Origin of the sequence: Brevibacterium permense, from assembly GCF_013280495.1 — a bacterium.
GTDB lineage: Bacteria > Actinomycetota > Actinomycetes > Actinomycetales > Brevibacteriaceae > Brevibacterium > Brevibacterium permense.
Genome location: NZ_JABSSX010000002.1, coordinates 371,618 through 386,457, shown reverse-complemented (window position 1 = coordinate 386,457; position 14,840 = coordinate 371,618). Strand labels below are relative to the sequence as shown.

At 64.6% G+C, this 14,840-nt stretch carries 11 protein-coding genes; 6 read left to right on the top strand and 5 right to left on the bottom strand.

Translation table 11 applies throughout. The annotated features are described in order from the left end of the window. The first annotated feature begins 27 nt into the window (after positions 1 to 27). Together hisD and nrdR are read left to right on the top strand one after the other, a co-directional pair. Complete coding sequence (gene hisD, locus HK353_RS04585; protein WP_173152962.1) at positions 28 to 1,338, top strand: histidinol dehydrogenase; 1,311 nt, start codon at positions 28 to 30, stop codon at positions 1,336 to 1,338. Positions 1,339 to 1,340: 2 nt separating this feature from the next. Next, the gene (nrdR, locus tag HK353_RS04580) at positions 1,341 to 1,838 is read left to right on the top strand and encodes a transcriptional regulator NrdR (RefSeq protein WP_025777954.1); all 498 of its coding nucleotides are present in this window, start codon (positions 1,341 to 1,343) and stop codon (positions 1,836 to 1,838) included. Positions 1,839 to 2,094: 256 nt separating this feature from the next. Here nrdR and HK353_RS04575 read toward each other — a convergent pair whose 3' ends face one another. Beyond that, positions 2,095 to 4,326, bottom strand: coding sequence for a HelD family protein (locus tag HK353_RS04575; RefSeq protein ID WP_173152959.1), 2,232 nt, complete (start codon positions 4,324 to 4,326; stop codon positions 2,095 to 2,097). Between the two features lie 118 nt (positions 4,327 to 4,444). After that, positions 4,445 to 5,197 (bottom strand): spermidine synthase, encoded by a 753-nt coding sequence (locus HK353_RS04570; protein WP_342589817.1) that lies wholly within the window; start codon positions 5,195 to 5,197, stop codon positions 4,445 to 4,447. 295 nt (positions 5,198 to 5,492) lie between these two features. Between HK353_RS04570 and HK353_RS04565 the strand changes: the two genes are divergently transcribed. Both HK353_RS04565 and HK353_RS04560 read left to right on the top strand, forming a co-directional pair. Then, positions 5,493 to 6,665 carry a DUF4192 family protein gene (locus HK353_RS04565; RefSeq protein ID WP_173152953.1) on the top strand — a complete coding sequence of 391 codons (1,173 nt, stop codon included), beginning with the start codon at positions 5,493 to 5,495 and terminating at the stop codon, positions 6,663 to 6,665. Positions 6,666 to 7,068: 403 nt separating this feature from the next. Next, a complete protein-coding gene (locus HK353_RS04560; protein WP_342589816.1) occupies positions 7,069 to 8,496 on the top strand; it encodes an RNA polymerase sigma factor in 1,428 nt (475 codons plus the stop codon). Positions 8,497 to 8,583: 87 nt separating this feature from the next. On the opposite strand, the gene HK353_RS04555 is transcribed toward HK353_RS04560, so the two are convergent. Then, positions 8,584 to 9,432, bottom strand: a complete 849-nt coding sequence (locus HK353_RS04555; RefSeq protein ID WP_173152947.1) for an N-acetylmuramoyl-L-alanine amidase — start codon at positions 9,430 to 9,432, stop codon at positions 8,584 to 8,586. Between the two features lie 126 nt (positions 9,433 to 9,558). On the opposite strand from HK353_RS04555, the gene HK353_RS04550 reads away from it, so the two are divergent. Next, entirely contained in the window at positions 9,559 to 11,670 is a 2,112-nt protein-coding gene (locus tag HK353_RS04550; RefSeq protein ID WP_173152944.1) for a DNA gyrase subunit B, read from the top strand. A 75-nt stretch (positions 11,671 to 11,745) separates the two neighbouring features. On the opposite strand, the gene HK353_RS04545 is transcribed toward HK353_RS04550, so the two are convergent. Beyond that, the gene (locus HK353_RS04545) at positions 11,746 to 12,639 is read right to left on the bottom strand and encodes a M56 family metallopeptidase (protein WP_173152941.1); all 894 of its coding nucleotides are present in this window, start codon (positions 12,637 to 12,639) and stop codon (positions 11,746 to 11,748) included. Between the two features lie 18 nt (positions 12,640 to 12,657). Continuing rightward, complete coding sequence (locus HK353_RS04540; RefSeq protein ID WP_092013109.1) at positions 12,658 to 13,020, bottom strand: BlaI/MecI/CopY family transcriptional regulator; 363 nt, start codon at positions 13,018 to 13,020, stop codon at positions 12,658 to 12,660. A gap of 243 nt (positions 13,021 to 13,263) precedes the next feature. Between HK353_RS04540 and HK353_RS04535 the strand changes: the two genes are divergently transcribed. Then, positions 13,264 to 14,835 (top strand): cytochrome ubiquinol oxidase subunit I, encoded by a 1,572-nt coding sequence (locus HK353_RS04535; RefSeq protein ID WP_173152938.1) that lies wholly within the window; start codon positions 13,264 to 13,266, stop codon positions 14,833 to 14,835. Positions 14,836 to 14,840: the final 5 nt, after the last annotated feature.

The following is a 14,840-nucleotide window of genomic DNA, read 5'->3' as shown; positions in this document are numbered from 1 at the left end:
GACAGCGCTGCTGCCGTGGAGACTAGAATGGTGCGGGTGAACATTCTGGACTTCCGTGGTGAGACCCTCAACAAGCGATTCCTGGCGCAGAAGCTGCCTCGGGCCGCCGAGACCCATGCCGATATCGAACGACGGGTAGCTGAACTCCTCGACACCGTCGCCGGTGGGGGAGCGGCCGCGGTGACGGACTTCACCGAACGCTTCGACGGAGTGCGCCCCGAAACGCTGCGGGTACCGGAATCCGCGCTGGCCGAGGCCGCGGCAGAACTGGATCCCCCGGTCAGGGCCGCGCTCGACGAATCGATCGCCCGCGCCCGGAAGGTCGCCGCCGATCAGCGTCCCGTCGATGTCCGCACCGAACTGGCCTCCGGCGCCTTCGTCACCACCCGGCATCTGCCGGTCGAGCGGGTCGGACTCTATGTGCCCGGCGGACTGGCCGTCTACCCGTCGACGGTGATCATGAACGTCGTGCCTGCACAGACGGCCGGAGCACGCTCGCTGGCGATCGCCAGTCCGCCGCAGAGCAATGGTCTGCCGCACCCGATCGTGCTCGCCACCGCACACATCCTCGGCGTCGACGAGGTCTGGGCGATGGGCGGGGCACAGGCGATCGGCGCTCTGGCCTATGGCTTCGACGACGGTGAGGAACTCGAGCCCGTCGACCTCATCACCGGTCCCGGAAACGCCTATGTGGCTGCGGCGAAGTCACTCGTCCGCTCCCGGGTCGGCATCGACGCGGTCGCCGGCCCGACAGAGATCATCATCCTCGCCGACGAACAGGCGGATCCGCGCTTCGTCGCCGCCGACCTCATCAGTCAGGCCGAACACGACGAACTGGCCGCCTCGGTGCTGGTCACCGACTCCGTCGATCTCGCCGAAGCGGTGCAGAAGGAGTTGGACGTGCAGGTGCCGGAGGCGATGCACACCGAGCGGATCGAGGCGGCTCTGGCCGGACGGCAGTCGGCGATCGTGCTCGTCGACGACCTCGACGCCGGGATCACTGTCGTCAACGGCTATGCCGGTGAGCATGTCGAGGTCCACACGGTCGATGCGGAAGCGGTCGGGGCACGGATCACGAACGGGGGCGCGGTCTTCCTCGGTGATTGGGCTCCGGTGTCGCTCGGTGACTACTGTGCCGGGTCGAACCACGTGCTGCCCACGATGGGCACCGCCGCTCACGGCTCCGGGCTGGGTGTGCACTCATTCATCAAGGTCAGCCAGGTCATCGACTATGACCGACAGGCACTGTCCGCGGTGGCAGAGCACATCGGTGTTCTCGCCGCCGGCGAACAGCTGCCGGCCCACGGCCGGGCTGTCGACATCAGGTTCGAGGAGTAGAGATGCGCTGTCCGTTCTGCCGTGAGTCCGATTCGCGGGTCGTCGATTCGAGGACCAGCGAAGACGGCGCTGCGATCCGCCGGCGCCGGCAGTGCCGTCATTGCGGTCGCCGCTTCACCACGATGGAGGCCACGAGCCTGTCGGTGATCAAACGCTCCGGAGTCACTGAGGAGTTCTCCCGCCAGAAGATCATGTCGGGTGTGCGCAAGGCCTGCCAGGGTCGTCCGGTCAGCGACGATGATCTCGCGAAGCTCGCTCAGCGGGTGGAGGAGAACATCCGGTCGCGCGGAATCGCCGAGATCGACGCCGATGAGGTGGGGCTGTCGATCCTCGAACCGCTGCGCGAACTCGACCAGGTCGCCTACCTGCGATTCGCCAGCGTCTACCAGGGGTTCGACTCGCTCGAGGACTTCGAGGCGGCGATCGATTCGCTGCGCGCCGATGCGCTGCTGCAGTCCGGTCAGACTCGGGAACCGACCCCCGACGACTTCGCCGACTGAGCAGCCAGGGGGTTCGGCCGACCGGATCCTGAGACTGCTGAGATTTCTGTCAGAAATCTCCGTTTCGAGTACCGCGGTACAGAAATAGTTGTGTAGTATTGAACGTGCGTGCTACGGCGCGCGGCCGCTTGCGGTTCGGAGGGGAAGCCGAACCCAAGCGGCCTTTCACATTCACCCTCAATTACTACCTGACGGCGGCCCAGCAACCTCGCGGGTGGTTGCTGGGCCGCCGTCAGGTAGTAATAGGGGTTTGGGGTCAGCCGGCTTGGCGGATCGTTTCGGCGGAGAAGAGCTCGGTGAGCTCCGTCGATGCCGATGCCAGGACACGCAGACGTTCCGTGGTGCGGGTCAGCGCCACATAGAGACCGCCGACGCCCTCCTCGCTGCCGAGCGGAGCGATGCGGCCGGGTTCGACGATGATCACCGCATCGAACTCGAGGCCTTTGGCCTGCTGCGGGGTGATGAGGGCGATCTGATGGTCCAAGCCCGTGACCGACCGCCCGAAATCGAAGTCCGCGATCGCCTCGGCGATGAGTTCGATGAGCTCCTCATCAGTGATGACGGCGATCTTCCCACCTGCTGCGGCGGACACCTCGGCCCCGACCGTCTCGGGGAGGGCGCCCAGCATCTCCGATTCGTCGGCGAAGGAATCCAGGCGCGGATCCGATCCTCCCTGGCGCACCGACTCGACGAGTTCGAGCTGCGGGAAATGCCGGTGCAGGTAGCGGTTGGCCAGATCCATCACCGACTGTGGGGTGCGGTAGGAGACCGTGAGCACCTGGAGGGCGAAGCGATCCCCGACGAATTCGCTCAGGATCGATGACCAGGTGCGGGCGTTGTCGACCTGCGAGGACTGGGCGAGGTCGCCGACGACGGTGGCCGACTTCGACGGCACTCGACGGAAGAGCACCCGCCACTGCATGGGGGAGAGCTCCTGCGCCTCATCGACGACGAGGTGGCCGTACGTCCACTCCCGGTCCTCGAGGGCGCGTTCGGCCAGAGTCATCGTCGGTCCCTGCTCCTCCCAGCGGGCAGCGAGGGTCTCGGCGGAGACCATCCCGCCGGTCTCGGTCATATCGACGACGGCTTCGGCGTATTCGCGTGCCGAGTCATCCCGCGCCTGCGTCTGCTGCGGAGCGGATCCGAGCAGCTCGGCCAACTCGTCGAGCAGCGGCACATCATCGACCGTGTACTCATCCCGACGCTGCTCGAGCAGAATCGACTGCTCGGCAGGAGTGAGGAGTTTGCGGGCAGCGGCCCGCAGCTTGTGCGGCCGGCCCAACAGAGAACGCAGAGCGGCAGCCGGGCCGATGGGGAACCATGCGAGGTTGAGGGCGCGACGAACGTCAACAGAGGAGCGCAGATCTTCGAGCAGCTCGGGCAGCCGTTCGCCGGCCGCATCCATCCCCATCTCACGGGCGAGATCCTCGGCGAGGATCTTCAGCAGACCGGTGACGAATCCGGTACGGGCGGCATTGTGCGGGTCCCCGCTGCGACGAGCCCGATCACGCGCGGACTGAACGTCTTTGCGACGCAGCACGATCGTGTGCGAACGCACCCGCATCTCGACATCGTGATCGGGAATGCGCTGATAGTTCGCAACATGGTTCTTCAGCACCCGAGCCATGACGGAGCGGCCCTTGATCTCGGCGACAGCGGGTGCATCCGCGGCATCCGTATCGAGGCCCGGGTACAGCTGACCGGGAGTGAGCAGAACGGCCCCGGTTTCGCCGAGGCTGGGCAGAACCTTCTCGATGTACTTGAGGAACACCGTCGACGGGCCGACGAGGAGGACACCGGACTTCGCGATGCGCTCACGGTGACGGTAGAGCAGGAAAGCGGCACGGTGGAGCGCGACGGCGGTCTTGCCGGTTCCCGGCCCTCCCTGGACGACGAGCACGCCGGAGAGCGGACGGCGGATGATCGCATCCTGCTCGGCCTGGATGGTCGCGACGATATCGCCCATCCGTCCGGTGCGATGAGTGGTGAGGGCGGCGAGGAGTGCGCCTTCGCCCTGGAGATTCGATCGCTGAGCGTCATCGAGCGCGTCGATGTCGAGCACATCGTCTTCGATGCCGGTGACCTTCCGGTTCGCGGTGACGAGGTGACGGCGGCGGGCGATCCCGTCGGGATTGGCCGCAGTCGACTGGTAGAAGCGCTCGGCGGCCGGCGCCCTCCAGTCGATGAGGATCTGCTGACGCTGTTCGTCAGTGAGTCCGATGCGGCCGATGTAGGTGGGGTCGTCTTCGTCGATGATGTCGAGGCGACCGAAGCACAGTCCCTCCTCGGCACCGTCGAGACGGATGAGCTGATCTTCGTACATCGTCGCGAAGGCATCGCGTTCGGTGCGGTGCTGGTGGTTGCCTCCGACCTCGGAGACCCTCACCGTGCCCAGGCGGGCCGTCGTCTCCTCGCGGAGCTCATCGAGGCGGGCATAGAGCTCGTCGAGCTTGGTCTGCTCGACACGAATTTCTGAAGTTTCGGTCATCTCACCTTCTTGGGTCGGCATTCAATTATGCCGAACTTTCCCCAGTGTCTGTAGTCGCATCGTCATTTCGGACCGGGGCGTACCTCACATTCCGGACAAGCGCAGTCAGGTGCAGGCGTCAGAGGCCCAGCCGGGAGCGCAGTCCTGCTCCCGCCAGGAAGGTCGCTGAGGAGGCGGCGGTGCGCAGACTGCGGTCCAGCCCGCCCGTGTCGAGGGGAGTGTTGGAAGCGAGGACGACGACGTTTCCGCGTCGACGTCCTTTGAGGATCGCCGGTTCCGTGGCAGCGGCAAGATGGGCGAAGTGGTCGCCGAGGCTGCGAAGTTCGGATCGGAGGACGCGGTGGTCACCTGTGTCAGGCACATTGGCGACGTAGATCCCGGAGTCCTTGACCGCCTCGGCGCAGGAGGCGAAGAACTCCGAACTCTGCAGAGACGCGGGAACCGAGTCGTGGTCGAAGGCGTCGCGGACGAGGACGTCGAGGGTATCGGGCCGGAACTTGCCGATCTCCACCGCCCCGTCGCCGGCGCGCAGCGCCAGGGCGGGGGAGCGTGGCAGGTCGAACCAGTCGCGGGCGAAGTCGAGCAGCTTGGCATCGATGTCGATCGCCGTCTGCTTCGATCCCGGTCGTGCCGAGTTCAGCGCCCGGGCCAGAGCACAGCCGGCGGCACCGATGTGAGCGGCCCGCACCGTCCGGTCAGGGAGCTGAACGTCGATGCTGCGTCGCATCCAGTCCAGGTACTCGAAGTCCAGTCGCTGCGGATCGCTGAGCGTGATCGACGAAGAAGGGACCCCATTGACGTGGAGCACATAGGAACCGGCCTCACCGTCGAGCTTCTCCAACCGGGCTTCACCCGTCGAGATATCGACCACTTGAGAACCAGGAGCTGTGTATATCCGTCTCTTCGCCACCCCTCACTTGTATGCCAGCGCGGCTTTCGAGGCAATTCGGCCCGGGTTCTCGTGGGGATGACGGATGTCACTCGCCCATCAGAGCGCTGTGGACTCGTGCGGTCCATCCACAGGCGTCGACCAGGATCTGGAGGAACGGATGCGGGATCAGTTGAAGTGGGTACCCAGACAGGCAGCCCATCCCAGGCATGGGCCTCGCCTCAGGCACGGGAACCGCTCCGCACCGGCCGGTTCCGAACCGCTCAAGGAGGACGCAGTGAAGACACCGGCCCGCACGCCCGAGGACATCATCGGGATCATCCCCCACACGCTCGGGTACACCCCGCGTCGCAGCCTCGTCGCTGTCATCGTCGGCACCGAGCACAACGGCTCACAGACCAGTTCGACCACGTTGCGCATCGACTTCGACCGTGAGAGCGCGGCGCAGACTCTGTCCGAAGGCGGCGGCTGGTACGCCGACCTCGTCATGCGCGCCGGTACGGTCACCGGGGTCTTCCTCGTTCTCTATGATGATGACTATCAGCCGGTCAGCGCTTTCGGCGTCGGTGCAGACGCCGAATACGCAGAGGTCCACCGTGGTCTCATCCGAGCAGCGATCGACGAACTGGCAATCACCTTCGCCGCCAGAAGCGTCGACACCCTCAGCGCGTGGTGGGTCAACCAAGAGCACTTCGGACGCATCGACGAGGACGGCTATGACTGCACACCGCTGATCGAGGCAACCACCTCGGCGTGTGCCACGGAACTCGTCGCCGGCGGATCCAACCCGGTCAACGATCCTGAGGATCTCGTCATCGCCCCGATGCCCGCCGAAGCCTTCGCCGACAGTCGGCGCGGACATGCCGAGGAATGGATGGGCACGGACGAGGCCTTCGCGATCCTCGCCGAGGTCTACCCGCGCCTGGACGCCATGCGCTGCGAGGAGGAAGCGATCGACGAGGCGCGCATCCACGACCTCATGGACCTGCCCACCGTGATGGCACTCGATACCCTGCTCGTCGAGAAGTGGTCGCGCGACGCCCTCGAGATGATCCTCAGCTTCGACCACCCGGACTTCCCGCCCTCGCTGGTCAAGGGACTCGACGGTGACGAACTCATCGTGATGAGCCGCCGTGTGGTCGCCCAAGCACGGGCGGCTCAGCAGCTCGTCGGGCTCTCAGCGCGTGCGCCCAGGCCGCGCGACATCATGCTCACCATCGCCTTCCTCAAGGACTACCTGCCGGCCGGCCACCCACGGGCCAGAGCCAACGCCTATGCCGTCATCGCCTGGTTCGAATGGTCTCTGGGCGGGTCGACGATGGCGCTGAACTATGCGCGCGTCGCCCTCGGGCTCGAAGCCGAACACGGGCTGGCCGAGCTCATCGTCAGCGCGGTCGAAATGGGATGCCTGCCCCGCTGGCTGACGGAGACTCAGCGTTCGACCATCTGATCGGGCCGCCGTGTAAGGCACTGGCGCTGATGGACCGGTGTTGTCAATGATGGGGCGGCCCTGTCATCGATGAGACGGCGCCCTCGACGATGGAGCGGCGCGGCCGGTCGGCCTCCCCGATGTGGGCGGTCGGCCGCCTCGGCGAGATCGACGCGAGAAGGACGCAGGAGGAACAGATTCGCAGGTCACGTTGTTGTCGGGGACAGGCCGGACGGATCGTCCCGGAGTCTTCGACGACCGATTCGCAAAGCGAGGAATAACGTGAGAAAATTAAGCGTTGACCCAGTCATTGCATGATGGGCGAACTCTGCGTTCGCCCCGGACCGCCCGCGGACCACTTGACTTGGGTCTTAGTACTGTCCGAATGCATGGGGAAGTTTCAACGCTCGCGAAAGGTGAACACGTGCCCAGAGTCGACAAGGAATCCACAACGGTGACGGAGAAGTCGGAGGGAACGGCCGGCACGACCTCGACCGGTGGATCCAAGACCACTGCGGCGTCGAAGTCCACTGCGAAGAAGACGACCGCGGCCGGAGCCAAGAAGACAGCGACCGCGAAGTCGACGACTGCGAAGTCGACGGCAGCAAAGACCGAGACGGCTGCGTCGAAGAAGACGACTGCTGCGAAGAAGACCGCCGCGAAATCGAGTTCTGCTCCGAAGACGACCACGACGAAGGCCACCGCCGCCAAGGAAGCCAAGAAGGCGACCAAGGCGAAGAAGACCGACGACGATATCGACACCACCGAGGAGGTCGAACCGGCCGCGGACGCTCTGGCCACAGAGGAGAGCCCCGCCGAGGCGACCGAGACGAAGAACTCGGAGGAGAAGGAGAAGAACGCCGCCGTGGCCGAGGCCGGTGGCTTCATCGTCTCCGACGCCGACGAGGAGGACGCGCCCGCTCAGCAGGTCGTCTCCGCCGGTGCGACCGCTGACCCGGTCAAGGACTACCTCAAGCAGATCGGCAAGGTGGCCCTGCTCAACGCCGCCGAGGAGGTCGATCTCGCCAAGCGCATCGAAGCCGGAATGTATGCCGAGCACCTGCTCGACGGCGGAGAGGTGACCGACCCGCGCGAAACGATGGACTACAAGTGGATCATCCACGACGGTCGCATCGCGAAGAACCACTTGCTGGAAGCCAACCTCCGACTCGTCGTGTCCCTGGCCAAGCGCTACACCGGCCGCGGAATGCTGTTCCTCGACCTCATCCAGGAAGGCAACCTCGGCCTCATCCGCGCCGTCGAGAAGTTCGACTACACGAAGGGCTTCAAGTTCTCGACCTACGCAACCTGGTGGATCCGCCAGGCGATCACCCGCGCGATGGCCGACCAGGCTCGCACGATCCGCATCCCGGTGCACATGGTCGAGGTCATCAACAAGCTCGCCCGCGTTCAGCGCCAGATGCTGCAGGACCTCGGTCGCGAACCGACCCCGGAGGAGCTCGCGAAGGAACTCGACATGACACCCGAGCGTGTCGTCGAGGTCCAGAAGTACGGTCGCGAGCCCATCTCGCTGCACACCCCGCTGGGTGAAGACGGCGACTCGGAGTTCGGCGACCTCATCGAGGACTCCGAAGCCGTTGTGCCCTCGGATTCGGTGAGCTTCACCCTCCTCCAGGAGCAGCTGCACTCCGTGCTCGACACGCTCTCGGAACGTGAGGCGGGAGTGGTGTCCATGCGCTTCGGACTCAACGACGGTCAGCCGAAGACCCTCGACGAGATCGGCAAGGTCTACGGCGTCACCCGTGAGCGCATCCGCCAGATCGAGTCGAAGACGATGGCCAAGCTGCGCCACCCGTCCCGCTCGCAGGTGCTGCGCGACTACCTCGACTGATACCGGTCAGCAGCGGCGGGGTGACCGCCGGCGCTGAGAATTTCGAACGCCCCTGGGATCGTCCCAGGGGTGTTCGGCATTCACGAGTCAGAACCAGTCGACGATGCCGTCGAACAGGGCATCGGCGTATTTCCGTTGCCCGGATTTCGACTCCATGAGCTTGGCCTCCGAAGGGTTGCGCATCTCTCCGCATTCGACGATGACGGCGGGAACCGATGCGTTGTTCAACCCGGCCAGATCCGGGCGGCGGCTGATCGCACCCTTTCCATAGGCTTTGTTCGGGGTGAATTCCTCACCCATCGAACTCCCCACGGATTTCGCCAAGTCCCCGGAGGCCTTCTCGGTCTTCTCGTCCTCACCGGGATCGGCGACGATGATGTGGAAGCCCTTCACCGAACTCGACTCGCTGCCGTTGGCATGGATGCTCACGAGCACGTCCGCGTCGTCGGCGAATTCTCCGCGCTCGTCTACGCACGGTCCGACTCCGGTGTTGTCCTTCCGGCTGAGCACGACCTCGGCTCCGGCGTCGGTCAGCGACTGCTCCAGCTTCTTCGCCACGGCCCAGGTGAAATCGGCTTCCGGATAGTCGGAATTCGTCGAGGTGCCCGTGGTGTTGCAGGGCTTCGTTCCGCCGCGTCCGTCCGGAACCTGCCGGTTGATCTTCTCCGGATGGTCCGCATTTCCGCCGTTGTGTCCCGGATCGATCGCAATGACCTTCCCTTTGAGATCCGCCTCTGCCTCCTTCGCCGAGGCGGTGCCCGAGTTCGCGTCGTCGCCTCCGTCCGCACCGTTGCCGGCAGTCGGAGACTCGCCGGTCGTCTCGGCGGCCTGACTCGTTCGTCCGGGGGCGCCTGCGTCCTGGGAGCAGGACGCCAGTCCGGGCAGACTGAGAGCGGCGGTGAGAAGGAGACTTGGGACGAGGAGGCGATGCGGCATGACTCCATTGTTTCAGCTCAGGAGTGCCCATGGTCGGGGTCGACCGGATGTATTCCCGACACGGGCCCGAGGGAATAGGGTCCTGAGCGTGCAGCGATTAGAATTTAATCGAACGAGAGGAATTGTGTGGAAGACGAAAGCTACGGCGCCAGGCACCTGTCCGTCCTGTCCGGTCTTGAGGCGGTTCGCAAGCGACCCGGCATGTACATCGGCACGACCGATTCCCGTGGTCTCATGCACTGTCTGTGGGAGGTCATCGACAACTCCGTTGACGAGGCGCTCGGCGGACACGGTTCCGAGATCCTCATCGAACTCGCCGCTGACGGATCGGTGGCCGTCACCGACAAGGGCCGCGGCATCCCCGTCGACATCGAACCGAAGACCGGGCTGACCGGCGTCGAAGTCGTCATGACCAAGCTCCATGCCGGCGGCAAGTTCGGCGGTTCCTCCTACGCCGCTTCGGGTGGACTGCACGGCGTCGGTGCCTCGGTCGTCAACGCCCTGTCCGCTCGCCTCGACGTCGAGGTCACCCGCGGATCGAAGGTGCACAAGATGTCCTTCCGCCGAGGCGTGCCCGGCCGCTTCGACGACTCATCCGGCACACCGAGCCCCGACAACCCGTTCGAGGCCTTCCAGGAGCCGACCGGCCTCGACATCGTCGGCAAGGCCAAGCGCGGAGCCACCGGCACCCGAGTCCAGTATTGGGCCGACCCGCAGATCTTCCTGTCCAAGGCTCAGTTCGACTATTCCCATCTGGTTGAACGCGCCCGGCAGACCGCCTTCCTCGTGCCCGGTCTCGAGCTGCGCATCGTCGACCGTCGCGGTGTCGCCCGTGACGAGACCGGTGCCGTCATCGAAGAGCGCGAAGAGGTCTTCAAGTTCGACGGCGGAATCACCGAGTTCGTCGACCACCTCTCCATCGACCCGCCGATCACCGACACTTGGCGTCTGCAGAACACCGGCACCTTCAAGGAGACCGTCCCGGTCCTCAACTCTTCGGGCCACCTCGAGTCCAAGGAAGTCGAACGCGAGGTCGGCGTCGACATCGCTCTGCGCTGGGGGACCGGCTACGACACGAAGCTGAAGTCCTTCGTCAACGTCGTTGCCACCCCACAGGGCGGAACACACCTCGCCGGGTTCGAACAGGCCTGCCTGAAGGCGATGCGCAAGGCAGTCGACGCCAACGCGCGCAAGCTCAAGGTCGGCAAAGACAAGCTCGAGAAGGACGATGTGCTCGCCGGCATCACCGCCGTCGTCACCGTGCAGCTGGCCGAACCCCAGTTCGAGGGGCAGACCAAGGAGGTCCTCGGCACCGCGGCAGTGCGACAGATCGTGGCGAAGACCGTCGAGTCTCAGCTCGGCGAGGTGCTTGCCTCGACCAAGCGCGCTGAAAAGCAGCAGGCCGCTGTGCTCATGGAGAAGGTCGTGGCCGAGATGAAGTCGCGCATCTCCGCCCGCACACACAAGGAGAACCAGCGGCGGAAGACCGCGCTGGAAGCCTCGTCGCTGCCGGCGAAGCTCTACGACTGCCGTGACAACGGGGTGGAGAACACGGAGCTGTTCATCGTCGAGGGAGACTCGGCGATGGGTACGGCGAAGGCCGCTCGCAACTCCGACCACCAGGCGCTGTTCCCCATCCGCGGGAAGATCCTCAACGTGCAGAAGGCGACCTTGGCCGACATGCTCGCCAATGTCGAATGCTCAGCACTCATCCAGGTCATCGGCGCCGGCTCCGGGCGCAGCTTCGATATCGACGCCGCCCGGTACGGTCGAGTCATCATCATGACCGACGCCGATGTCGACGGAGCGCATATCCGCACTCTCCTGCTGACTCTGTTCTTCCGGTACATGAAGCCGCTGGTCGAGGCCGGTCGCGTCTTCGCGGCCGTGCCTCCGCTGCACCGAGTCGAGATCGTGACGAAGCGCGGAGCGCCCAACGACATCGTCTACACCTACACCGAAGCCGAACTCCATGCTCTGCTGAAGAAGCTCGAAAAGCAGAAGAAGACCTACAAGGAACCGATTCAGCGGTACAAGGGCCTCGGCGAGATGGACGCCGACCAGCTGGCCGAAACGACCATGGACCCGAGCATGCGCACGCTGCGTCGGGTGACGATGGCCGATGCCGAGATGGCGGAGAACACCTTCGAACTCCTCATGGGATCATCGGTCGGGCCGCGCAAGGAATTCATCGTCTCCGGAGCTGCTGTCCTCGACGCCGAACGCATCGACAGCTGATCTCGACTGCTGAGTCGGCACCAATGCTGAGTCAGCACTACTTCATCTGAGCCCGGACCGAGAATCGGTCCGGGCTCAGATGCCGAATGCGGACGGTGTGACGATGAGCAGGGTCGGCAGGAGCAGCAGCAGTACGGCCAGTCCGATCGACATCAGCCGCACGGGGATCCGTGCCGGATCCAGGGGATGCGACAGGCGCTGGATGCGCTGCGCGGACAGATCGCTGCGGTGGTCGGGACTGATCGCGGCGGCCGATCTCACCGCCTGAGCCAGGATCTGCGGATCGACATGATCGCGGGCCTCATCGTCGGCCATGAGTTCGATGAGCCGATTCACCGAGTTCAGCCCGATCGCCGTGGCCGAGAAGTACGGCAGGGCCCGATGCCATGCGGCGAACGGGATGACGAGCACATCGTGCCGGAAATCCAGATGCGCCCGCTCATGGGCGATGACGGCGGTGCGCTCATCCTCGTCGAGGGCTTTGAGCAGACCGGTCGACAGTACGGCAGTGCCCTTCCGCGGCCCCTTGGGCAGGCAGTAGGCGACGGCTTCGTCGGTCGTGATGATGCGGGTGTCGGGATAGGCGATCGACGGTTCACTGAGCAGATGCAGGATCTCGTCGTGGCGCAGGCGAGTCTGTCGCGCCGAATAGAGGGTCAAGATCAGGCAACCGAGCAGCCGAGCGATGAGGAGCACGGCGATGATGAGGAAGATCCAGGCCAAGAGTGAGAGCTGAGTGTGGTCCTTGCCCCGGATGAGGTCGAAGAGTCCCTGCGGGAGACTCGTCGTTCCCGGGGCGACCGCGAAGGCGAGGGCGGCGCCGATGAGGGAGAGGCCTCCGGAGAGTCCGACTGCCTGCCAGAGGACGACCTCGGAGATCGGGTCACCGCGGAAACGCGCGAGTGCCGCAGGAATAGGCCATGCCAGCAGAAAAGCCAGCACAGCCAGAACGATTCCCACGATGGTCATTGAGGTGACCGGCCTGGGTCAGGACTGCGTCGAGTGATTGCGCCCGAGCAGATTGCGCAGCGCCTTGGTGTCGGCCTCAGAGACGGTGCCGAGGAAGCGAGCGAGGACAGCCTGACGATCCGGTGCCTGAGACAGCATCTCGGTCATCAGCTCCGCCACGTGGTCTTCACGTGTCGATACCGCGACGTAGCGATGCGGACGGATGCTGCGATCGCGAGTGACGAAGCCCTTCTTCTCGAGTCGAGACAGGACGGTATGGACCGTTGTCAGCGCGAGCTCGCGATCCGAGAGGACTTCGCGGAGTTCGGCGGCGCTCAACCCGTCGTCGTGGACCCAGATGGCGTCCATGACGCTGCGTTCGAGTTCACCCAGTGTTCCCACAGTTCTTTCGCCCTCAATTTCTTTGCCGGTCTGATCGCCCCAGTATATCTCTACAGTCTGTCGAATTCCACATAGACGCGTGCGCATCGGCAGAGGGGCGGCTCTGGTCAGGGGAGCTTGCCCGAGCGCATACTTGGAACCGGGAGTCTTGAATGATGAAACCACTCGGGCACTGCTTCTACGGACTGTAGAATTCTACGAGACGTAGAAACATTGCTTGCGTGAAACCTGAATGGAGCATCCATGGAGCTGGACCCGGTCCTCATCGGACGGTGGCAATTCGGAATCACAACGGTCTACCACTTCTGGATGGTGCCGTTGACCCTGGGACTCGGCATGCTCGTGGCGGTCCTGCAGACGATCTATCATCGCACCGGCAACGAGGTGTACCTGCGGAGCACGAAGTTCTTCGGCAAGCTCTTCCTCATCAACTTCATCATGGGCGTGGCTACCGGACTGGTCCAGGAATTCCAATTCGGCATGGCTTGGAGCGAATACTCCCGCTTCGTCGGCGACGTCTTCGGCGCACCCCTTGCGCTTGAGGCTCTGCTGGCATTCTTCCTCGAATCGACGTTCCTCGGCCTGTGGATCTTCGGTTGGGGCCGACTGCCTCGCGCGGTTCATCTCGGCTCGCTGTGGCTCGCCGTCATCGGCACATGGATCTCGGCCTACTTCATCATCGTCGCGAATTCCTGGATGCAGCACCCCGTCGGCGTCGAGATGGTCGACGGTCGGCCCGTGATGACCGACGTCTGGGCGGTCCTCGGCAACAACACCGCCGTCGCCGCCTTCACGCACACGATCTTCGGCGCCCTGGCAGTGGGCGGATCCTTCCTCCTCGGCATCTCCTGGTACCACCTCTACCACCGGCGCAAGGCCGGAATCGACACCGTCGGTGCCGACGGCAAGGTCGTCGTGGGCTCTTCGAAGGAGCTTCCCGGGCGGGACAAGACGGATCATGCGGTGTGGATCAAGTCCCTGCGCATCGGCGCGATCGTCGGCGTCCTCGCCTTCGCCGGCGTTTCGATCACCGGCGACGTCCAAGCCAAGCTGATGTTCGATCAGCAGCCCATGAAGATGGCCTCCGCCGAGGCGGCCTGCCACGACGGCACCCAATTCTCCGTCCTCACGATCGCCGATCCGTCGTCGAACGACTGCGACGGAGTGCAGAACATCTTCGAGATCCCCGGTCTGCTGTCCTTCCTGGCCAACGGCGACTTCGATACCCCGGTCCACGGAGTGACGACGCTGCTGCCTGAATACCAGGAGCGCTACGGCACCCATATCCCCGACGACCCGCGGTACGGCGACCACGCCGGCGAACCCATCGACTACCAGCCGATCATGATCGTCACCTACTGGGGCTTCCGCATGATGATCGGGTTCGGCGTTCTGGCCGCCGGCGTCTGCGTCATCGGGCTGTGGCTGGCCCGTAAGGGCACGGTGCCCGAGTCGAAATGGCTCAGCCGCGGATTCGTCCTGGCCATCACGGCGCCGTTCCTGGCGAACTCGGCAGGATGGATCTTCACCGAAATGGGACGCCAGCCCTTCGTCGTCGCACCGAACCCGGCTCAGCTCGACGGAGTGTACATGTACACCCAGGCGGCGCTGTCACCCGAGGTGACACCGGCGATGCTGCTGTTCTCACTGATCAGTCTCACCTCCGTCTACGGAATTCTGATGGTCGTCGAACTGCGGCTGATCACGAAGTACGTCAAGGGGGGAGTCGCCTCGGCGATGCCCGAACTCGACCAGACGAATACGAAACCCACGATCACCGACAACGGCGACGACGTCCTGTCGTTCGCGTACTGAGGGAA